The following is a 20,444-nucleotide window of genomic DNA, read 5'->3' as shown; positions in this document are numbered from 1 at the left end:
CGATTTTGCGATAGCCTGACCTCCGGCGGTGGAAGGCGTCCACCGATTCCATTTTCCTGATTGGTAGGTCGCCCGTGGCGTTTCGCGACGGCCCTTTCGAGAACCTCAAGGTCCCGCTGACGTGGACGGCGGCCGTCGTGGTTGTCGTGGCCCTAGTGGGCGCCGTGCTGCTGCTTGTCACAGACCGGCGCTCCGATGACGGCGTGTCGAGTTACGGCGCGCTGCGAGGCGGCGCCGAGGCCGTCGCGGCGCCGGTGGGCGGCGTTCTGTCCGCGCCGGTGCGCTGGGTCGGGGCGGTCGGCGACTACATCGGCGGCTATTTCTTCGCCGTCTCCGAGAACCGCCGGCTGAAGGCCGAGATCGAGGATCTGCGCGCCTGGCGCGATGAAGCTATCGCGCTGAAGAACGTCAACAGCCGCTATGAGGCCATGATGGCCCTGCGGACCGAACCGCCGATGCCGATGGTGACGGCGCGCGCCATCTCGGACGTGCGGGGTCCGTTCAATCGGGCGCGTCTGCTCGACGCGGGCGAGGCCAAGGGCGTGCGGATCGGCAATCCCGTGATGAACGAATTCGGCCTGGCCGGACGTGTCACCGGCGTGACCGGAGGCGTCAGCCGCATGGTCCTGCTGACCGACGTGGCCTCGCGCGTGCCGGTGCTGATCGAACGGACGGACGCGCGCGCCATGCTGGTCGGCGACGGCGGCGAAAATCCGCGTCTGGACTATGTGCGCGGCGCGGGCGCGCTGCAGCCGGGCGACCGGGTGCTGTCGTCGGGCGATGGCGGCGGGGTGCCGCGCGGCCTGCCGGTGGGGGTCGTGGCGCGGGGCGTGGACGGCGCCTGGCGCGTCAAGCTGTTCAGCGATCGCGGCCCGATCGACTATGTCCGCATCCTTCTGTTCCAGAACTTCGCCCAGTTGATCAGCCCCGAGGCGCTCAACGCACCGCCCCTGGCCGGCCTGACAACCGCGCCGGAGCCGACGCCCGAACAGGCCGCCCGGATCGCCGACGTCGCCGCCCGCCGCCGCGCGGAGGCCGAGGCCCAGGCCGAGCGCACCCGCGTCGCCTTGGCCCAGGCGGAACAGGCGGAGCGCATCCGCGCCGCCCAGCAGGCTCAACAGGCGCAAACCCCGCCGCCTGCTCAGCCTCGACCGGCCGCGCCGGCTCCGGCGCAGGGACGGACGACCCAGCCCAGGCCCCAGGCCCAACCGCAGGGGCAGGCCCAAGCCCCGACGCAGACGGCCCCCGCCGCCGCGACGCCCGCTCGGCCGGATGCGGAGGACGAGACGTGAGACGCCCCGCCGCGGTCCGCGTGGTCGGGCCCCTGCAGTGGATAATCTATCCGGCCCTCGCGGCCATCGCCGCCACCGTCATACTCGCCACCCCGGCCGAGCTGTTCGGCCTGAGATTGCCCGAGCCGGTGATCCCGATGGTCCTGGCGTTCGCCTGGCCCCTGATCCGGCCGTCAATGCTGGGCGCGGCGATGCTATTCGCTCTGGGCCTGTTCCTGGATCTCTTCTGGAACGGCCCGCTGGGCCTGTGGCCTCTGTGCCTGATGAGCGTGTACGGAGCGGTGCTGGCCTCGCGCAGCCTGCTGGCGGGGCATGAGGGGCTGGTGCGGTTCGCCTGGTATCTGGTCTGTGTGGTCGCGGCCTTCGTCCTGGCCTATGTCATCGTGGCCCTGCGCGCCGCCAACCCGCCCGCCATCCTGCCCGTGCTGGGCCAGGTCTTGCCGACCCTGCTGCTGTATCCTGCGGCCCACTGGCTGATCGAACGGTTCGACGACGGCGATACGAGGTTCCGATGAGCAGCGAGCCGTCCATCTTCTTCGCCGACGCCAACGAGCGGCAGGGGTCGTTCCTGCGACGGACCTTCGTCATTGGGGGACTGACGGTGCTGGGCGTCACCGCGCTGGTCGGGCGACTGGGTCAGCTCCAAGTCGTGCAGGCGCAGGAATATGCGACCCTGGCGACGCAGAACCAGTTCAACTTCCGCCTGGTGCCGCCCCCGCGCGGCCTGATCAAGGACCGGAACGGCGTGGTGGTGGCCGGCAATCGGCCCAGCTTCCGCGTGCTGATCGTGCGCGACGAGACCAAGGATCTGGACCAGACGCTGGATCTGCTGGGCCGGCTGCTGCCGGACACGATGGATCGCCGCCGCGCCATCATTCGCGACGTCAATGCGGCCCGCAAATTCATGCCGGTGCCGGTGAAGTCCGACCTCAGCTGGGAAGAGTTCGCCAAGGTCAACCAGTACGCCAACGAGTTGCCCGGCGTGATGGTCGACATGAACGAGGCGCGATACTACCCGTTCGGCGGCGCCTTCGCCCACGTGGTCGGCTACGTGGCCAAGGTGTCGGACCGCGACGTCAAGGCGATCCGGGATGCGGGCAAGGACCCGCCGGAAATGCTGTTCAATCCGGCTTTCCGCATCGGCAAGCAGGGCGTCGAGAAGGCGCTGGACGAAGATCTGCGCGGGGTCGCCGGCGGCAATCGGGTCGAGGTCGACGCGCGCGGACGCGTGGTGGCCGAGGATGTGGGCGGATCGCGCCCCGCCGTGCCGGGCGCGGAGGTCGTTCTGACCCTGGACGCCGATGTGCAGAACCGCGCGCTGGAAGTCATGGGCGACGAGTCCGGCTCGTGCGTGGTGATGGACGTTCGCAACGGCGATATCCTGTGCATGGTGTCGTCGCCGTCGTTCGATCCCAATCTGTTCGTCAGCGGCGTGCCCACGCGCATCTATCGCGCCCTGGCCGACTATGAACGCAAGCCGTTGCTGGACAAGGCGCTGGGGGGCACCTTCCCGCCGGGATCCACCTTCAAGCCGACGACGGCGCTGGCGCTGCTGGCCGCGGGTGTCGACCCCACGATCAAGGTGGTGTGCAACGGCTCGTGGCGCACCGGCAACCGGGTCCAGCGCTGCTGGGGCCGGCACGGCGCGCAGAACATGCACGACGCCATCAAGAACTCGTGCGACGTCTACTTCTACGCCATGTGCAACCGGGCCGGCGTCGACCGCATCCGCGACACGGCGCGCGAACTGGGCTTCGAGCACACGTTCGACATCGGCATCGCCAACCAGAAGAAGGGCCTGCTGCCGAGCACGGAATGGAAGGCGCGCACCTTCCCGCGAGATCCCGTCTGGCATCCGGGCGAAACCACCTCGGTCGCGATCGGGCAGGGGGCGATCACCGTCAACGCCCTGCAGTTGGCGGTCATGACGTCGCGCCTGGCCAACGCCAAGAAGGCGCTGCAGCCCCGCCTCATCAAGTCGGTCGGCGGGGTCGATCGCCCTAGCGGCGCCGAGGCGCCCGACCTGCCGTTCAAGCCCGAGCATCTGCAATTGGTTCGTGGCGGCATGATCGCGGTGGCCAACGACCGGTCAGGCACCGCCTATCGTCAGAGCCAGCTGGGCCTCGGCGACCTGCAGATGGCCGGCAAGACCGGCACGGCCCAGTCGCGCGACTATGGCTCTGGTCCGCGCAAGAGCGACATCTGGGCGCTGAAGGACCACAATCTGTTTGTGGCCTTCGCGCCGATCGACGAGCCGCGCTACGCGGTGGCGGTGATCATCGAGCACGGCGGCAAGGGCGGGGCGACGGCGGGCGCGCCGCGCGCCCGGGAAGTGATGCGGACCGTCCTGCTGAAGGATCCCGACATGCGCGCGCGGATCGAGCGTCCGCCGCCGCCTGAACCCACGGGCCCGGCCGACGACGACATCGTCGCCGGCGCCGCGCCGCCGCCGCCAGAGATCGCCGAACCCGAGCCCGCGCCGCGCGCACGCGCGCCGCGCACCGGGCCGCGCCCCTACTATTCCGAGGATCCGCGATGACGGCGTCGGCCCTGACGCGGCCAGGCCAACGCGAACGGCTGTCCAGCAAGATCGCCGAGATCGACTGGCGTCTGGTCGGCCTGATCGGCGTCATCGCCGGTTCGGGCATCGCCATGCTGTATTCGATCGCGGGCGGCTCCTGGGAGCCGTGGGCGCTCAATCAGCTGATCCGGTTCGGGGGGATGCTGTGCGTCATGCTGGCGTTGGCGCTGGTCAATCCGCGCTGGTGGTTCCGCGCCGCCTATCCGCTGTACGGCGTTCTTCTGTTTCTGGTGCTGCTGATCGAGTTCACGCCGCTGGGATACGAGCCCGTCGGGGCGGGCGCGAAGAACTGGCTTAACCTGGGGTTCATCCGCATTCAGCCCGCCGAGTTCATCAAGCTGGGCTTGGTGCTGGCCCTGGCGCGCTGGTACCACAACCATTCCGCCCAGGAGGCGCGCTGGAGCTGGAAGCTAATCATTCCGGCCGCCATGATCGGCGTGCCCTTCGTCCTGGTGGCCAAACAGCCCGACCTCGGGTCCGCCATGATCATCGGCCTGACCGGGGCTGTGGTCATGTTCATGGCGGGGTTGAGCTGGCGCATCATTGGCGTGCTCGCCGCCGCCGCTATCGCCATCGTGCCGCCTTTCGTGATGTTCGGGATGCACGATTATCAGCGCAACCGAATCCTGACCTTCCTGAATCCCGAGGCCGACCCCAGCGGGACCGGCTACAACATTATCCAGTCCAAGATCGCCCTGGGCTCGGGGGGCATCCTGGGCAAGGGCTATGGCCTGGGCAGCCAGAGCCAGCTGGAGTTCCTGCCCGAACGCCACACGGACTTCATCTTCTCGACCGTGGCCGAGGAGTTCGGCTTCGTCGGCTCGTGCTTCCTGCTGCTGTGCTATGCGGGGATCATCATCATCGCCCTGCGGATCGCCTCGCTGGCCCACAGCCATTTCGGACGCATCGGCGCGGCGGGCATGACCGCCTTCTTCGCCCTGTTCGTGATGATCAACGGAGCGATGGTGATGGGTCTGGCGCCCGTCGTCGGCGTGCCCATGCCGCTGCTGTCCTATGGCGGATCGTCGATGATGACGGTGATGATCGGCTTCGCCTTCGTGCTGTCGATGCGGGTGCACCGCTACAACGAACTGCCCAAGGGCTCCGGCCTGTTCTGAGGCCGAGCAGCCCCATCCAGGAAACGAAAACGCCGCCCGCTGAGGTCCAGCGGGCGGCGTCGTCGGATCGGGGCAGGGGAAAGGCGGAGGTGATCAGGACGCCTTGGCGCCCCGCTGCTTGTCGGAGGAACTACGGGCCAGCTCGCGGTTCAGCCACAGGGCCAGCAGGGTGAAGACCGCGCCGGACAACAGATAGGCGCCGGCCGCGATCAGGCCGAATTGGCTGGAAATCCACAGCGCCGCCAGAGGCGCGAAACCGGCGCCGAACAGCCACGCCAGGTCGGAAGTCAGGGCCGAGGCGGTGTAGCGATTGGCCAGGCTGAAGCTGGACGCCACCGGACCGGACGCCTGGCCGAACGACAGGCCCAGCAGGATGAAGCCCGAGATCATGAACACCAGTTCGCCGATCGTGCCGCCGTTCAGCAGCTGCGGCGCGAAACCGGAGAAGGCGGCGATGCCGGCGGCGGTGATCGCCAGCAGGGTCCGGCGACCGTAGCGATCGGCCAGGACGCCCGACGCCAGGATGGCCAGCAGGCCGAAGACCGCGCCGACCATCTCGATCAGCAGGAAGCGCACCGGCGTCTCGCGCGTGAACAGATAGACCCACGACAGCGGAAACACGGTGACCATGTGGAACATGGCGAAGCTGGCGAGCGGGGCGAAGGCGCCGATCCAGATGCGCGGCCCCTCGGTGCGGACGGCCTGGACGACCGAAACCGGCTGCAGCTCGCGCGTTTCGAACAGCTTCTGGAACGCGGGGGTCACCACGATCCGCAGGCGGGCGAACAGGGCCACCACGTTGATGGCGAAGGCCACGAAGAAGGGATAGCGCCATCCCCAGTCCAAAAAGTCGGGCACGGACAGGGTATGCAGGAAGAAAGCGAACAGCGCCGAGGCGACGATCAGGCCGATCGGCGCACCCAGTTGCGGCACCATGGCGTACCACCCGCGGCGGTTCTCCGGCGCGTTCAAGGCCAGCAGTGAGGCCAGCCCGTCCCAGGCGCCGCCCAGGGCCACGCCCTGGCCGATGCGGGTGATGGCCAGCAGGACCGGCGCCCACAGGCCGACGGTCTCGTATCCGGGGATGAAGGCCACCGACACCGTCGAGGTGCCCAGCAGGAACAGGGCGGTCGTCAACTTGGCGCCGCGACCGAACTTCTGGTCGATGGCGATGAACAGCGCCGTGCCCAGGGGACGCGCCAGGAAGGCCAGGGCGAAGACGGCGAAGGACAGCAGGGTGCCGCCGACCGGACCGGCGAAGGGGAAGATCAGCTGCGGGAACACCACCACGGAGGCGATGGCATACACGAAGAAGTCGAAGAATTCGGACGTTCGGCCTATGATGACGCCAATGGCGATTTCGCCCGCATCCACCTTGCCGTGACGCGTATTGATATGAGCGGCGTCGCGTTCAAGGGATTCTGACGAAGGGGTCGAGGCGGTCATGAGCTCCGGTCGCTCCAGTTCGGCAACTTATACGGCGGATCGCCGCAGGATTGAACCGCGCCCTTTGCGCCGAAAGGCCGGTCGAGAGGATAGGACAGATTGTCCAATGTCGTTCCCCGCGAACCCATCCTACGAGCCGCGCCACAACGCCCCTGAACCGTCGCGACGCCTCCCCCTTGTCCGACGCCGACAGATTGGAGCTACCGTGCGCCGCTTGCGCCTGCTTATGATTTTGCCCGTCGTGGCGCTGCTGTCCGCCTGCGACATGGTGGTGATGGCCCCGGCCGGCGACGTCGCCGGCCAGCAGCGCGACCTTCTGGTCATCTCCACGCTGCTGATGCTGCTCATCATCGTGCCGGTGATGGCGCTCACCGTCTTCTTCGCCTGGAAATACCGCGAGTCGAACAAGGCGGCGGAATATGAGCCGGACTGGGACCACTCGACCTCGTTGGAACTGGTGATCTGGTCGGCCCCGCTGCTGATCATCATCTGCCTGGGCGCCCTGACCTGGGCCGGCACGCACCTGCTGGACCCGTATCGCCCGCTGGACCGCATCAAGGCTGGCCAGGCGGTGGCCGAACAGGTCGAGCCGCTGCAGGTCAATGTCGTCGCCCTGGATTGGAAGTGGATGTTCATCTATCCGCAGTACGGCGTCGCCACGGTCAACGAACTGGCCGCGCCGGTGGATCGGCCGATTCGTTTCCACATCACCTCGTCCTCGGTGATGAACAGCTTCTACATCCCCGCCCTGGCCGGCCAGATTTACGCCATGCCGGGCATGGAGACGAAACTTCACGCCGTCATCAACCACCCCGGCGAGTATGTGGGCTTCTCGGCCAACTATTCGGGCGACGGCTTCTCCAACATGCGCTTCGCCTTCCACGGCCTGGACCAGGCCGGCTTCGACCGCTGGATCGCCGGCGTGCGCCAGAGCGGCCAGCCGCTGGACCGCGAACGCTATCTCGAGCTTGAAAAGCCCAGCGAGAAGGTGCCGGCGCTGCATTTCGCCAGCGTCGAGGGCGGGCTGTGGGACGCCATCCTGAACATGTGCGTCGAACCCGGAAAGATGTGCATGGGCGAGATGATGGACATCGACCGCAAGGGCGGTCTGACCATGGCCTCGGTGCGGAACACCATGCCGCTGGTCTATGACAAGTACGCCGGGCGCGGCTCCAACCCCGCCTATTTCGGTTCGGACGACAGCTACGTCATGACGATCTGCACGCCCTTGCAGGCCGCCGCGGCCGCCGCCGAACGCGCCCGCCGCTCCGAACTCCAGAACGCCGAGCGCGCGCCTGTCGACCGCGCGCCGCTGAGAGGGCAGGGGCTGGTTCCGCAAGGCCTGCCGATGGCCTCGCTTTCCCTTTCCGCGCCGGCGCCCGCCGCTCCCAACGCCTGATTGATCGCCGATGTCCGCTGACCAACTGATCCCGCTGATCTTCGGCCGCCTGACCTGGGAGGCCCTGCCGCTGCACGAGCCGATCCTGGTGGTGACGATGATCGTCGTCGCCCTGGGCGGCGTCGCGCTTCTGGGCGCGCTGACGTACTTCAAGCTGTGGGGCTACCTCTGGAAGGAGTGGTTCACCACCGTCGATCACAAGAAGATCGGCATCATGTACATGATCCTGGGGATCGTCATGCTGCTGCGCGGCTTCGCCGACGCCATCATGATGCGGATCCAGCAGGCGATCGCCTTCGGCGGGTCCGAAGGCTATCTGAACGCCCACCACTACGATCAGGTGTTCACCGCCCACGGCGTCATCATGATCTTCTTCGTGGCCATGCCCCTGGTCACGGGCCTGATGAACTACGTCGTGCCGCTGCAGATCGGCGCGCGCGACGTGTCCTTCCCGTTCCTGAACAACTTCAGCTTCTGGATGACCACGGCGGGCGCCGTCATCATCATGGCCTCGCTGTTCGTGGGCGAGTTCGCCCGCACCGGCTGGCTGGCCTATCCGCCGCTGTCGGGCATCGGCTACAGCCCCGGCGTCGGGGTCGACTACTATATATGGGCGCTGCAGATCGCGGGGGTAGGGACCACACTGTCCGGCATCAACCTGATCGCGACCATCGTGAAGATGCGCGCGCCGGGCATGGGCCTGATGAAGATGCCCGTCTTCACCTGGACGTCGCTGTGCACCAACGTGCTGATCGTGGCGTCCTTCCCGGTGCTGACGGCTGTCCTGGCCCTGCTGACGCTGGACCGTTACGTCGGCACCAACTTCTTCACGAACGACTTCGGCGGCAATCCGATGATGTACGTGAACCTGATCTGGATCTGGGGCCACCCGGAAGTCTACATCCTGATTTTGCCGCTGTTCGGCGTCTTCTCGGAGGTCGCCTCGACCTTCTCCGGCAAGAAGCTGTTCGGCTATACGTCGATGGTCTACGCCACCGTCGTCATCACCATCCTGTCCTACCTGGTGTGGCTGCACCACTTCTTCACCATGGGCTCCGGCGCCTCGGTGAACAGCTTCTTCGGCATCACGACGATGATCATCTCGATCCCGACAGGAGCGAAGATCTTCAACTGGCTGTTCACGATGTACCGGGGACGCATCCGCTTCGAACTGCCGATGATGTGGCTGGTCGCCTTCATGCTGACCTTCGTGATCGGAGGGATGACGGGTGTGCTGCTGGCGGTGCCGCCGGCCGACTTCGTGCTGCACAACTCGCTGTTCCTGATCGCCCACTTCCACAACGTCATCATCGGCGGGGTGCTGTTCGGCCTGTTCGCGGGCATCAACTTCTGGTTCCCCAAGGCGTTCGGCTTCAAGCTGGACAAGAAATGGGGCCTGGTCAGCTTCTGGTGCTGGATCGTGGGCTTCTGGCTGGCCTTTGCGCCGCTGTACGTGCTGGGCCTGATGGGCGTGACGCGCCGGATGCGGGTGTTCGACGATCCGTCGCTGCAGATCTGGTTCGTCATCGCCGCCATCGGCGCGGGCGTGATCGCGATCGGCATCCTGGCCTTCCTGATCCAGATCGCGGTCAGCATCCTGAACCGTGACAAGCTGCGCGACGTAGACGGCGACCCCTGGGGCGGGCGCACCCTGGAATGGGCCACCTCCTCGCCGCCGCCGGACTACAACTTCGCCTTCACCCCGGTCATCCACGACAGCGACGCCTGGTGGGACATGAAGAAGCGCGGCTACAAGCGCCCCGCCAAGGGCTTCCGCGACATCCATATGCCCAAGAACACGGGCGCGGGCGTCATCATCTCGGGCCTGTGCCTGGTGATGGGCCTGGCGCTGGTCTGGTACATCTGGTGGCTGGCGGCGCTGAGTTTCGCGGCGGTGCTGGTCGTGTCGATCGTCCACACCTTCAACTACGACCGCGACTATCACATCCCCGCCGATGAGGTGCGCGAGACCGAGGAGGCGTTCGAACGCCGCCTCAAGGCGACGGAGGCCTGATCATGAGCGCGACCGCCGTCAAGACCGCGTCCAATCCGCTGGACGACAAGACCGTCTTCTATCTGGAAGAAGAGCCGCACCACGAGGAAGGCGCCAGCACCATGCTGGGCTTCTGGCTCTATCTGATGAGCGACTGCCTGATCTTCGCGATGCTGTTCGCGGTGTTCGGGGTGCTGGGCGGCGCCTACGCCGCCGGGCCGGGGCCCAAGGAGCTGTTCGACCTGGAGCTGGTCGCCCTGAACACGGCCATGCTGCTGTTCTCGTCGATCACCTACGGCTTCGCCATGCTGGCGATGGACCGCAACAACCAGCGCCAGACATTGATCTGGCTGGCGATCACGGGCCTGTTCGGCCTGGCCTTCCTGGGGATCGAACTCTACGAGTTCGGCCATCTGATCCATGAGGGCGCCACGCCCCAGCGCAGCGCCTTCCTGTCGTCCTTCTTCACCCTGGTGGGCACCCACGGCCTGCACGTCACCTTCGGCATCATCTGGCTGGTGACGCTGATGGTTCAGGTGAGCATGAAGGGGCTGATCCCGGCCAACAAACGCCGGCTGATGTGCCTGTCGATGTTCTGGCACTTCCTGGACGTCATCTGGATCGGCGTCTTCACCTTCGTCTATCTGCTGGGGATGCTGCGATGAGCGCCGCCAACTCCGACCATTCGCCTGACTCCCACGACATCGACCACCTGGGTCATGAGGCGCACAATCACGGCTCGTTCAAGAGCTACATGATCGGCTTCGTGCTGTCGGTGATCCTGACGGCCATCCCGTTCGCCCTGGTGATGACGGGCGTATTGCCGACCCAGGCGACGGCGCTGATCGTCATGGGCTTCGCCGTGGTGCAGATCGTCGTGCACATGATCTACTTCCTGCACATGAACTCCAAGTCGGAGGGCGGCTGGACCATGCTGGCGCTGATCTTCACCGTCATCGTCGTGGTCATCGCCCTGTCGGGTTCGCTGTGGGTGATGTATCACCTGAACACCAACATGATGCCGACCCACGACATGACGCAGATGGTCGGCTGAGCCTCAAGGCAGGAGCACGACATACCGTCCGAACGGCCCCGTACGCCGCGCCGCGCCGCCACCCTGGCATGGATGGTCTGCGTTGGCGCGGCGTTGCTTTTCATGGGCTTTGTCGCCCTGGGCGTCTGGCAGGTGCAGCGACTGGCCTGGAAGACCGAGCTGATCGCCCAGGTCGATGCGCGGGTCCATGCCGCGCCCGTTCCCGCGCCCGGCGCCGGACGATGGTCCGCCGTGAACCGCAAGGACGACCAGTATCGGCGCGTCCGCGTCCAGGGCGTCTTCCTGAACGATCGCGAGACCCTGGTGCAGGCCGTCACCGACCTGGGCGGCGGCTTCTGGGTGATGACGCCGCTGCGGACGGATCGGGGTTTCGTCGTCCTGGTCAATCGCGGCTTCGTCCCGCCCGAGCGGCGCGATCCGGCCAGCCGACCGGAGCCGCAAGGGCCGCAGTCCGTCACCGGACTGCTGCGCATCACCGAGCCGGGCGGCGGCTTCCTGCGCCGAAACGACCCGGCGACGGACCGCTGGTTTTCGCGTGACGTGAGCGCGATAGCGGAGGCCGAGGGTGTGACTGGCGCGGCGCCCTATTTCATCGACGCAGAGGCCGGCGCGCCCAACGCCTGGCCCCGAGGCGGGCTGACGGTGATCCGCTTCGCCAACAGCCATCTGATCTACGCCCTGACCTGGTTCGGCATGGCCGCCCTGACGCTGGTCGGCCTTGGCGTCTTCGTGCGTGAGCGGCGGAGGCGGGCATGACCTCCGGCGTCGAACGTCTTTTGGGGCTGGGTGGTTGGCGCGAGCAGGTCGCGTCGCACGACGGCGCGAACCGGCGCAATTTGCTGCTGCTGATCCAGTTGCGCTGGCTGGCGGTGGCGGGGCAGGTGGCGACGATCCTGATCGTCCACTATGCCATGAACATCCCGCTGCCGCTGTCCTGGCTGCTGGTGGCGCCCGCCGCCCTGGCGGTGCTGAACCTGATCAGCGCGCCGATCGTGGCGCGGCGGCAGGGGGTGTCGGACCAGGAACTGATGCTGGCGCTGCTGTTCGACGTGGCGGCGTTGACCTGGCAGCTCTACCTGACCGGCGGGCCGGCCAATCCGTTCGTGTCGCTGTATCTGCTGCAGGTGGTGCTGGGGGCGGTGATGCTGGCCCCGGCCTACGCCTGGGCGCTGATCGCGGCGACCAGCCTGTGCTTCGCCGGCCTGGGGCTGCACAACGAGGCCCTGGCCCTGCCGCCGACGCGCGAGGACGCCCTGCTGAGCCTGTATCTGCAGGGCAGCCTGATCAGCTTTGTCCTGATGGCGGTTCTTCTCGTGCTGTTCGTCACCCGCATCGGCGCCAATCTGAGGGAGCGGGATGCGGCGATGGCGGCCCTGCGGCAGCAGGCCGTCGAGCATGACCATATCGTCCGCATGGGGCTGCTGGCGTCCGGCGCCGCCCACGAACTGGGTACGCCGCTGGCGTCCCTGTCGGTGATCCTGAGCGACTGGAAGCGGATGCCGGCTTTGGCGCAGGACCCGGATCTGGCCCAGGACATGACGGTGATGCGCGCCGAGGTCGAACGCTGCAAGGCCATCGTCACCGGCATCTTGATGTCTGCGGGCGAGGCGCGGGGCCAGGCGCCCGAACGCACCACCGTGCGCGCCTTCCTGGCCGAGGTGGTGGACGGCTGGAACGGCGGGGAGGTGCGCGCCGAGATCCGCGACGGCCTGGCGTTCGATCCCGTCATTATCGCCGATCCGGCGCTGCGACAGGTGCTGGGGGTGCTGTTCGACAACGCCGCAGAGGCGGGCGCGCGTCACGTCGTGCTCTCTACCCGGCTGGTCGACGAGGTGCTGCGGATCGACGTGCGAGACGACGGGCCGGGTTTTCACCCGGACGTTCTGGCGCGCATGGGGCAGCCCTATACATCGACCAAGCCGCGGCCGGGGGCTGGACTGGGGCTGTTCCTGCTGGTGAATGTGATCCGTTCGTTGGGCGGAGCGGTAGAAGCGGGAAATCCGCCGGCGGGCGGCGGCGAGGTCCGCCTGAGCCTGCCGCTGGCGTCGCTGGCGCCGAACGAGGAGACGGACAATGGCCGATGAGACCCGCCTGCTGCTGATCGTGGAAGACGACGAATCCTTTTCGGCCACTCTGCGACGGTCGTTCGAACGCCGCGGCTACACGGTGCTGAGCGCGGCAGGCCCCGATCAGATGGAGGCGGTGCTGAAAGGGCGCCGTCCCGGCTACGCCGTGGTGGACCTCAAGTTGGGGGCCTCGTCCGGTCTGACCTGCGTTGAGCGTCTGCATGCCTTTGACCCGGACATGAACATCGTCGTCCTGACCGGTTTCGCCAGCATCGCCACGGCGGTCGAGGCCATCAAGCTGGGCGCGCGCCACTATCTTGCCAAGCCCGCCAGCACCGACGACATAGAGGCGGCCTTCGGCCGGGCCGAGGGCGACGCCGCCGCCCCGCTGGGCGGGCGTCCGACCTCGATCAAGACGCTGGAGTGGGAACGCATCCACGAGGTGCTGGCCGAGACCGACTTCAACATCTCAGAGACGGCCCGTCGGCTGGGGATGCACCGCCGCACCCTGGCGCGGAAGCTGGAGAAGCGTCAGGTCACCTGAGCGGGAACCCGTGCGGGGGCGGGGGGTTGATCGCTCGACAGACCAGCGGAGACTTTCCATGACCCAGACCCCCATCGCCCCGGCCAGCCCCGACGACATCGTGCTGGAGGACGACAGCCTGACCCATCGGCTGGACGTCGCGGCCGACGACGTGATCGCCGCCGGCGAACGCCGCAGCTTCGACCGGCCGGAGTCCCTGCGCGGGGCCGTCAAGGCCGACGCGACCCGTCTCCGCGAGGGCGTGGAGGACGGCGTCGTCCAAGCCCGCGAACGCATCCGCCAGTCGCCCGAACGCGCCACGCTTTATGCTTTGGGGATCGGCGTGATCCTGGGGATGCTGCTGCGGCGCTAAGCGGGGCCGCTGGCCGGGCGCGTCAGCGGCGCGCGCTGCAGGGCGGCGTCCGACACGAAGGGGTTGGTGCGCCGCTCCTCCCCGAAGGTCGAGATCGGGCCGTGGCCCGGTACGAAGGTCACGTCGTCGCCCATCGGCCAAAGCTTGTCGACCACTGAGCGTATCAGCGCTGGCGGATCGCTCATCGGGAAGTCGGTGCGTCCCACCGATCCCTTGAACAGGACGTCTCCCACCTGGGCGAACCGCGCCGCGCGGTTGAAAAAGACGACATGGCCCGGCGTGTGACCCGGGCAGTGGCGCACCTCCCATACGGTTTCGCCCAGGGTGACGGTGTCGCCGTCCTCCAGCCATCGGTCGGGGGTGAAGGGCCGCGCGTCGGGCAGGCCGTACATCCGGCCCGACTCCACGATGCGGTCGATCCAGAACTGGTCGGCGGCCTGGGGGCCGACGATCTGAACGCCCGACTTCTCCTGCATCTCGGCGGCGCCGCCCGCATGGTCCAGGTGGCCGTGGGTGATCCAGATCTGGTCCAGGGTCAGGCCGCGCCGCGCGACCTCGCCCAACACCGCATCGACCGATCCGCCGGGATCGATCACGGCGGCCTTGTTGGTGGCGGCGCACCAGACGGTCGTGCAGTTCTGTTGAAGCGGCGTGACGGGCGTGACGAAGACGCCGATGGGCGAGGACTGGCTCATGGCTTCTTCAATAGGGATGCACGGGCCAAAAAAGAAGGCGGCCCGGAGGCCGCCTTCCCGTATCACTTGCGCTCGTCTTCCGAGCCCGGCGCGGGTGCGCCCGGCATCGGCGGCACCGGTCCCGGAGGCGCGTCCGGAGACAGTTCCGGCACATCGACGATGCCGCGACCCACATGGCTCTTGCGGAAGCCGTAGATGAAATAGATCAGCAGGCCGAAAGCGCCCCAGATCGGCAGTACCATCTTGGCGTCGTGCGGCAGGTTCCAGAACAGGGCCAGGCAGCCCAGGGCCGACAGCGGCGCGATGATCCACACCGCCGGCGTCTTGAACGGGCGATGGCGGTTGGGATCCTTCACCCGCAGCATCAACACGGCGATCGACACCATGAAGAAGGCGAACAGGGTGCCCGAGTTGGAGATGTCGGCCAGCTGGCCGACGGGGAACAGGGCGCCGGCGATGGCCACCGCGATGCCGGTGAACAGGGTGACGATGTAAGGCGTCTTCCACTTGGAGTGCATCTTGGTCAGGCCTTCCGGCAGCAGGCCGTCGCGCGCCATGACGAAGAAGATGCGGGTCTGGCCGAAGATCATCATCAGGATGACCGACGGCAGCGCCAGCAAGGCGGCCGTGCCCAGGGCGTTGCCGACCTGCGGATGGCCGATGACGCGCAGGACGTGCGCCAGCGCCTCGTTCGAGCAGACCAGGCGGTCGGCGTTTTCGGTCAGGGCGCAGGCGGCCATGAAGGCGGCCGAGCCCGGTTGCACGGCCGAACCGTCGGCGGCCAGGACCGGCTGCGCGCCGATGGCGCCCGCCGCGCCCAGGGCGACCAGCAGGTAGAAGACGGTGCAGAAGGCCAGCGAGCCGATCAGGCCGATGGGCACGTTGCGTTGCGGGTTCTTGGTCTCCTCCGCCGCCGTGGATACGGCGTCAAAGCCGACGTAGGCGAAGAAGATGGACGCCGCGGCGCCGACGATGCCCATGCCCGAATAGGCGCCGAACATTCCGTTGGGCGCGAAGGGCGACAGGTTGGCCGTCTCTACCACCGGCAGGGTCAGGGCGATGAAGATGGTCAGGGCCACGACCTTGATGGCCACCAGGATGGCGTTGACCCGCGCCGATTCCGTCGTGCCGATGATCAGCAGGCCGGTGACGGCCAGGGCCACGATGATGGCCGGGACGTTGATCAGGCCGACCGAGAAGTCCGGAGTCGGGATCAGGCCGTTCATCGTCCAGGCGGGCCCGGCGGACAACATGTCCGGGAAGTCGAATCCTAGCCCTTTCTCGATCAGGCCCAGCACATAGCCCGACCAGCCGACGGACACGGCCGAGGCCGCCACGGCGTATTCCAGAATCAGCGCCCAGCCGACGCACCACGCCAGCAACTCGCCCATGACGGCGTAGGTGTAGGTATAGGCCGACCCGGACACCGGGGCCATCGAGGCCAGTTCCGAATAGCACAGCGCCGCCACGGCGCAGACCGCGCCGGCGATGACGAAGCTGATCATCATGCCCGGCCCGGCCTTCTGCGCGGCCGCGGCCGTCAGCACGAAGATGCCGGTGCCGATGATGGCCCCGATCCCCAGCAATGTCAGTTGGATCGGACCCAGCGACCGATGAAGCGATTTCTTCTCGGCCGTGGCCAGAATCGCGTCGAGCGACTTAACGCGCCACATAAATACCCCCACGTTTTACGGCAGCCCTCGCTGCGTCGGGCGGGACGCTAGCGGCCTATGCCCGACCGCGCAACGCGGATGACGGCGCGGTTAACGCCAGACGACGCTTTCGTGATCGACCCGCGCCGGGCTAGACGCGTCCGATGCTGCCGATCCACGCCGTCCTCGACCCTCTGAAGGCCGCCCTGTCCCACGGGAATACGGCGGTGCTGGCCGCGCCGCCAGGCGCGGGCAAGACCACCGTGGTCCCACTGGCCCTACTGGATCAGCCATGGCTGGGGGACGGCAAGGTTCTGGTCCTGGAACCGCGGCGGTTGGCCGCGCGCGCGGCCGCCGATCGCATGGCTTCCACCCTGGGCGAGAGCGCGGGCGGCCAGGTCGGCTATCGCACGCGGCTGCAGAGCCGGATCGGTCCCCACACCCGTATCGAAGTCGTCACCGAGGGGGTCTTCACCCGCATGATCCTGGACGATCCGGGGCTGGAGGGCATCGGCGCGGTCCTGTTCGACGAGTTTCACGAGCGCAGCCTGGACGCCGACCTGGGCCTGGCCCTTGCGCGCGAGACGCAAGGAGCCTTGCGCGAGGACCTTCGCCTGCTGGTGATGTCGGCCACACTTGACGTGGAGGGGGTGTCGCGGTTGCTGGATGGTGCGCCGGTGATCGAGGCGGAGGGACGGGCCTTCCCGATCCAGACCCGCTACCTGGGCCGCAATGCTTCCGAACGGTTCGAGGAGGCCATGGCGCGCGCCTGTCTGACCGCCCTGGGAGAGGAGACCGGATCGATCCTGGCCTTCCTGCCGGGGCAGGGCGAGATCCACCGTGTCGCGCGGCTGGTCGGCGAAGGGCTGCGTCTGCCGAATATCGATGTCGTTCCCCTTTACGGCGGTCTGGATCGAGCCGAGCAGGACCGTGTGATCGAACCGCCCGCGCCGGGGCGGCGCAAGCTGGTGCTGGCGACCTCCGTGGCCGAAACCAGCCTGACCATCGACGGGGTGCGTGTGGTGATCGACGGCGGCCTGTCGCGCGTGCCCCGGTTCGAACCGTCCAGCGGGCTGACGCGGCTGGCGACCGTGCGGGTCAGCCGTTCCTCGGCCGAGCAGCGGCGCGGGCGGGCGGGCCGCACCGAACCGGGCGTCTGCTATCGGCTGTGGGACGAGGAACAGACGCGCGGTCTGGTCGCGCACCAACGGCCGGAGATTCAGGAAGCGGACCTGACGGGCCTGGCGCTGGACCTGGCGCGTTGGGGCGCGCGATCGACCGAAGGGCTGGCGTTGCTGGATACGCCGCCTGTCGGGGCGATGGCGGAGGCGCGCAAGGTCCTGGGTCGCCTGGGCGCGTTGGACGCCGACGGCGGGCTGACGGCGCACGGCCGGCGGCTGGCGCGCATCCCGCTGTCGCCTCGGCTTGCGCATATGGTTGCGATAGCGTCGGACGGCGGCGACGCCTTGACCGGCGCGCGCATCGCCGCCCTGCTGAGCGAGCCGGGCCTGGGCGGCGCCCGCGTCGATCTGGCCGACCGTCTGATAGCGCTGGCGCGGGACCGGTCGCCTCGGGCGCGTGACGCGATGAAATTGGCCGAGCGCTGGGCGAAGGCGGCCGGCGGCGGAAGCGGTCAGATCGTCGAACCGGGACTGCTGCTGGCCGAGGCCTTTCCCGAGCGCATCGCGCGCGCAAAGGGAAGGCCGGGCGAACTCCTGCTGGCCAGCGGACGCGGCGCCCTGTTGGACGCGACCGACCATCTGGCGCGCGAGACCTGGTTGGCGGTGGGCGAACTGGGCGGCGGCGACGCCCGCGACCGGGTCCGTCTGGCCGCCGCGCTGGACGAGGAGACGCTGCGCAATCATCTGTCGCGTCTGATCGAGACCGAGGATCGTCTGGCGCGCGAACCGTCGGGGCGGCCGGTGATCCGACGGGTCCGGCGCATCGGAGCTATCGTGCTGGAGGAAAAGATCGTCGGCGCCCCTGATCCGGCCCAGCTGGCCGATGCCCTGCGCGCCGAGATCGAGGCGGACGGATTGGCAGGCTTGCGCTGGGGCGAGCAATCGACGGCCCTGAGGGCCCGCCTGGCCTTCCTGCATGGCCTGGATGACGCCTGGCCGGACGTCTCCGAAGTGGGCTTGATCGCCGCGCGCGAGACGTGGCTGTGGCCCCTTCTGGACGGCGCGCGCTCGCTGGAGGCGATCGGCGACGCGCGCTTGGCGGACGGGCTTCGCGCGTTGATCCCTTGGGATCTGCAGCGCCGGCTGGACGAATTGGCGCCGGTCCGGCTGACCACGCCGCTGGGGTCTGCGGCCATCGACTATAGGGCCGAGGGCGGGCCGCGCGTCGATATCCGCGTACAGGAGTTGTTCGGGGTGAAGACCCATCCGACCGTCGGCGGCGGACGGGTTCCCCTGACCCTGGCGCTGCTGTCGCCCGCGCGCCGCCCGGTGCAAGTGACCCAGGACCTGCCCGGCTTCTGGGCGGGTTCCTGGGCGGCGGTCCGGTCAGAGATGCGCGGCCGCTACCCCCGCCACCCCTGGCCCGAGAACCCTGCCGAGGCTCCGCCGACCACCCGCGCCAAGCCCCGTGGGACGTGATCGTGCTTGACGACGCGCTTGCCCCGCGGGCATCGCAGACGCTCGAGAGGGGAAAATCATGGCCGACGCCGTCCTGCCGAAGAACTCAACCGGTCGCGTGCTGTTCGCCAGCCTGATCGGCACGACGATCGAGTTCTTCGACTTCTACATCTACGCCACGGCGGCGGTGCTGGTGTTTCCGGCCCTGTTCTTTCCCGGCGACGACCCGCTGACCTCGACACTGTCGTCCTTCGCCACATTCGCTATCGCCTTCTTCGCCCGTCCGATCGGGGCGGTGGCGTTCGGCCATTTCGGCGACCGGGTGGGGCGCAAGGCGACTCTGGTCGCGGCGTTGTTGACGATGGGGGTGTCGACGGTGGTGATCGGCCTGTTGCCCACCTACGCCCAGGCGGGTGTGATCGCGCCGATGCTGCTGGCGCTCTGCCGCTTCGGCCAGGGGCTGGGACTGGGCGGTGAGTGGGGCGGTGCGGTCCTGCTGGCGACCGAGAACGCGCCGCCCGGAAAGAAGGCCTGGTTCGGCATGTTCCCGCAATTGGGCGCGCCCATCGGTTTCGTCCTGTCGACGACCGCCTTTATCCTGCTGACGGCCAACCTGAGCGAGGACGCCTTCCTGAGCTGGGGGTGGCGCGCGCCTTTTCTGGCCAGCGCGGTTCTGGTGTTCGTGGGGCTGTGGGTGCGACTGAAGATCACCGAGACGCCCGAGTTCAAGACGGCGTTGGAGCGCGATGAGCGGGTGCGCGCCCCGATCGTCAGCCTGTTCGCGCGGCACAAGGCGGCTCTGGTGCTGGGCACGCTGGGCGCCACGACCACCTTTGTCCTGTTCTATCTGATGACCGTCTTCGCCCTGGGATGGGCCACGACCGGCATGGGGCTGGCGCGGGCCGACGTCCTGCCGGTCCAGTTGATCGGCGTGCTGTTCTTCGCCGCCCTGATCCCCGTGACCGCGCTGGCGGCGGACAAATTCGGTCAGGTCCGGGTGCTGATCGCCTCCACCATCGGCATCGGCCTGTTCGGCGCCCTGTTCGCCCCCCTGCTGCATGGCGGACTGAGCGGACTGCTGATCTTCTTCGCCCTGGGGTTCGCGCTGATGGGCTGCACCTATGGGCCGCTGGGGGCGGCGATGGCGCGGCCGTTCCCGACGGCGGTGCGCTACACCGGGGCGTCGATGGCGTTCAACCTGGCGGGCATATTGGGCGCGTCGCTGGCGCCGTATGTGGCGCTGAAGCTGGCGCAGGCGTGGGGGGCGGCGGCGGTCGGCGGCTATCTATCGGCGGCGGCGGTGCTCACCGTTCTGGCGCTGTGGGGCATGGGGCGGGTGCTGCCGGAAGACAAGGGTTAATCCGTCCCCTGGCGGGCCCATTCCAGGGCCAGTACGCGGCAGGCCGAAGCCAACGGACGCCGTCCACGCCCGGCGTCGATCTCGGCCAGCAGACCCGCCTTGCTGAGCCCGCGCGATTGCGCGACCCGGTCAAGAACGGCCCAGAACTCAGGCTCCAGCGCCACGGAGGTGGCGTGACCGGCCAGAACGACCGATCGTTTCGTCAGGCCCGACACGGTTGTTCAGCGGGCCGACTTGAGAATGATATCGGCCGACGCGGGGGCTCCTTGCGTCAGCACGGCATGGCGCGTGTCCGTGACGAAGACCAGCCGGT

Annotated in this window: 18 protein-coding genes; 14 read left to right on the top strand and 4 right to left on the bottom strand. The window is 68.0% G+C overall.

Annotation, left to right across the window (positions count from 1 at the left end):
• Positions 1 to 74: 74 nt before the first annotated feature.
• The 4 genes from mreC to rodA are packed head-to-tail and all read left to right on the top strand — an operon-like array spanning position 75 to position 4,991.
• On the top strand, positions 75 to 1,292 hold the full coding sequence (mreC, locus tag B2U11_RS01095) for a rod shape-determining protein MreC (RefSeq protein WP_292069163.1): 1,218 nt from the start codon (positions 75 to 77) through the stop codon (positions 1,290 to 1,292).
• On the top strand, positions 1,289 to 1,807 hold the full coding sequence (locus B2U11_RS01090) for a hypothetical protein (RefSeq protein ID WP_292069161.1): 519 nt from the start codon (positions 1,289 to 1,291) through the stop codon (positions 1,805 to 1,807). Before mreC ends, B2U11_RS01090 begins: the two co-directional genes overlap by 4 nt.
• A complete protein-coding gene (gene mrdA, locus B2U11_RS01085) occupies positions 1,804 to 3,831 on the top strand; it encodes a penicillin-binding protein 2 (protein ID WP_292069160.1) in 2,028 nt (675 codons plus the stop codon). Before B2U11_RS01090 ends, mrdA begins: the two co-directional genes overlap by 4 nt.
• Entirely contained in the window at positions 3,828 to 4,991 is a 1,164-nt protein-coding gene (gene rodA / locus B2U11_RS01080; RefSeq protein ID WP_292069158.1) for a rod shape-determining protein RodA, read from the top strand. The genes mrdA and rodA overlap by 4 nt, the downstream gene beginning before the upstream one ends.
• A 93-nt stretch (positions 4,992 to 5,084) precedes the next feature.
• Here the strand turns inward: rodA and B2U11_RS01075 are convergent, their stop codons facing one another.
• Positions 5,085 to 6,437: an MFS transporter gene (locus tag B2U11_RS01075; protein WP_292069156.1), complete on the bottom strand. Its 1,353-nt coding sequence runs from the start codon at positions 6,435 to 6,437 to the stop codon at positions 5,085 to 5,087.
• Between the two features lie 205 nt (positions 6,438 to 6,642).
• Here B2U11_RS01075 and cyoA point away from each other — a divergent pair, with 205 nt between their 5' ends.
• The 8 genes from cyoA (at position 6,643) to B2U11_RS01035 (ending at position 13,845) form a co-directional block, all read left to right on the top strand.
• Positions 6,643 to 7,836, top strand: a complete 1,194-nt coding sequence (gene cyoA / locus B2U11_RS01070) for a ubiquinol oxidase subunit II (RefSeq protein ID WP_292069154.1) — start codon at positions 6,643 to 6,645, stop codon at positions 7,834 to 7,836.
• A 10-nt stretch (positions 7,837 to 7,846) separates the two neighbouring features.
• Positions 7,847 to 9,850, top strand: a complete 2,004-nt coding sequence (cyoB, locus tag B2U11_RS01065; RefSeq protein WP_292069152.1) for a cytochrome o ubiquinol oxidase subunit I — start codon at positions 7,847 to 7,849, stop codon at positions 9,848 to 9,850.
• Between the two features lie 2 nt (positions 9,851 to 9,852).
• A complete protein-coding gene (gene cyoC, locus B2U11_RS01060) occupies positions 9,853 to 10,494 on the top strand; it encodes a cytochrome o ubiquinol oxidase subunit III (protein WP_292069150.1) in 642 nt (213 codons plus the stop codon).
• Positions 10,491 to 10,883 (top strand): cytochrome o ubiquinol oxidase subunit IV, encoded by a 393-nt coding sequence (cyoD, locus tag B2U11_RS01055; RefSeq protein ID WP_292069149.1) that lies wholly within the window; start codon positions 10,491 to 10,493, stop codon positions 10,881 to 10,883. The genes cyoC and cyoD overlap by 4 nt, the downstream gene beginning before the upstream one ends.
• Positions 10,884 to 10,985: 102 nt before the next feature.
• The gene (locus B2U11_RS01050) at positions 10,986 to 11,639 is read left to right on the top strand and encodes an SURF1 family protein (RefSeq protein WP_349680690.1); all 654 of its coding nucleotides are present in this window, start codon (positions 10,986 to 10,988) and stop codon (positions 11,637 to 11,639) included.
• The gene (locus tag B2U11_RS01045; RefSeq protein WP_292069145.1) at positions 11,636 to 12,967 is read left to right on the top strand and encodes an ATP-binding protein; all 1,332 of its coding nucleotides are present in this window, start codon (positions 11,636 to 11,638) and stop codon (positions 12,965 to 12,967) included. The genes B2U11_RS01050 and B2U11_RS01045 overlap by 4 nt, the downstream gene beginning before the upstream one ends.
• On the top strand, positions 12,957 to 13,493 hold the full coding sequence (locus B2U11_RS01040) for a response regulator transcription factor (protein ID WP_292069144.1): 537 nt from the start codon (positions 12,957 to 12,959) through the stop codon (positions 13,491 to 13,493). Before B2U11_RS01045 ends, B2U11_RS01040 begins: the two co-directional genes overlap by 11 nt.
• A 58-nt stretch (positions 13,494 to 13,551) precedes the next feature.
• The gene (locus tag B2U11_RS01035) at positions 13,552 to 13,845 is read left to right on the top strand and encodes a hypothetical protein (RefSeq protein WP_292069143.1); all 294 of its coding nucleotides are present in this window, start codon (positions 13,552 to 13,554) and stop codon (positions 13,843 to 13,845) included.
• On the opposite strand, the gene B2U11_RS01030 is transcribed toward B2U11_RS01035, so the two are convergent.
• A complete protein-coding gene (locus B2U11_RS01030) occupies positions 13,842 to 14,540 on the bottom strand; it encodes an MBL fold metallo-hydrolase (protein WP_292069142.1) in 699 nt (232 codons plus the stop codon). The two genes, B2U11_RS01035 and B2U11_RS01030, sit on opposite strands and share 4 nt — an antisense overlap.
• Before the next feature lie 62 nt (positions 14,541 to 14,602).
• Entirely contained in the window at positions 14,603 to 16,213 is a 1,611-nt protein-coding gene (locus B2U11_RS01025; RefSeq protein ID WP_292069141.1) for an amino acid permease, read from the bottom strand.
• 143 nt (positions 16,214 to 16,356) lie between these two features.
• Here B2U11_RS01025 and hrpB point away from each other — a divergent pair, with 143 nt between their 5' ends.
• Together hrpB and B2U11_RS01015 are read left to right on the top strand one after the other, a co-directional pair.
• Positions 16,357 to 18,792, top strand: coding sequence for an ATP-dependent helicase HrpB (gene hrpB / locus B2U11_RS01020; protein WP_292069140.1), 2,436 nt, complete (start codon positions 16,357 to 16,359; stop codon positions 18,790 to 18,792).
• A gap of 58 nt (positions 18,793 to 18,850) precedes the next feature.
• On the top strand, positions 18,851 to 20,131 hold the full coding sequence (locus tag B2U11_RS01015; RefSeq protein WP_292069138.1) for an MFS transporter: 1,281 nt from the start codon (positions 18,851 to 18,853) through the stop codon (positions 20,129 to 20,131).
• On the opposite strand, the gene B2U11_RS01010 is transcribed toward B2U11_RS01015, so the two are convergent.
• Positions 20,128 to 20,346, bottom strand: a complete 219-nt coding sequence (locus B2U11_RS01010) for a ribbon-helix-helix domain-containing protein (protein ID WP_292069137.1) — start codon at positions 20,344 to 20,346, stop codon at positions 20,128 to 20,130. The two genes, B2U11_RS01015 and B2U11_RS01010, sit on opposite strands and share 4 nt — an antisense overlap.
• Between the last annotated feature and the right edge of the window lie 98 nt (positions 20,347 to 20,444).

The sequence above is a fragment of the Brevundimonas sp. UBA7534 genome (assembly GCF_002479325.1).
Classification (GTDB): Bacteria; Pseudomonadota; Alphaproteobacteria; order Caulobacterales; family Caulobacteraceae; genus Brevundimonas.
Note: the sequence above shows the minus strand (reverse complement) of the source record. Positions and strands in the feature narration are given on the sequence as shown.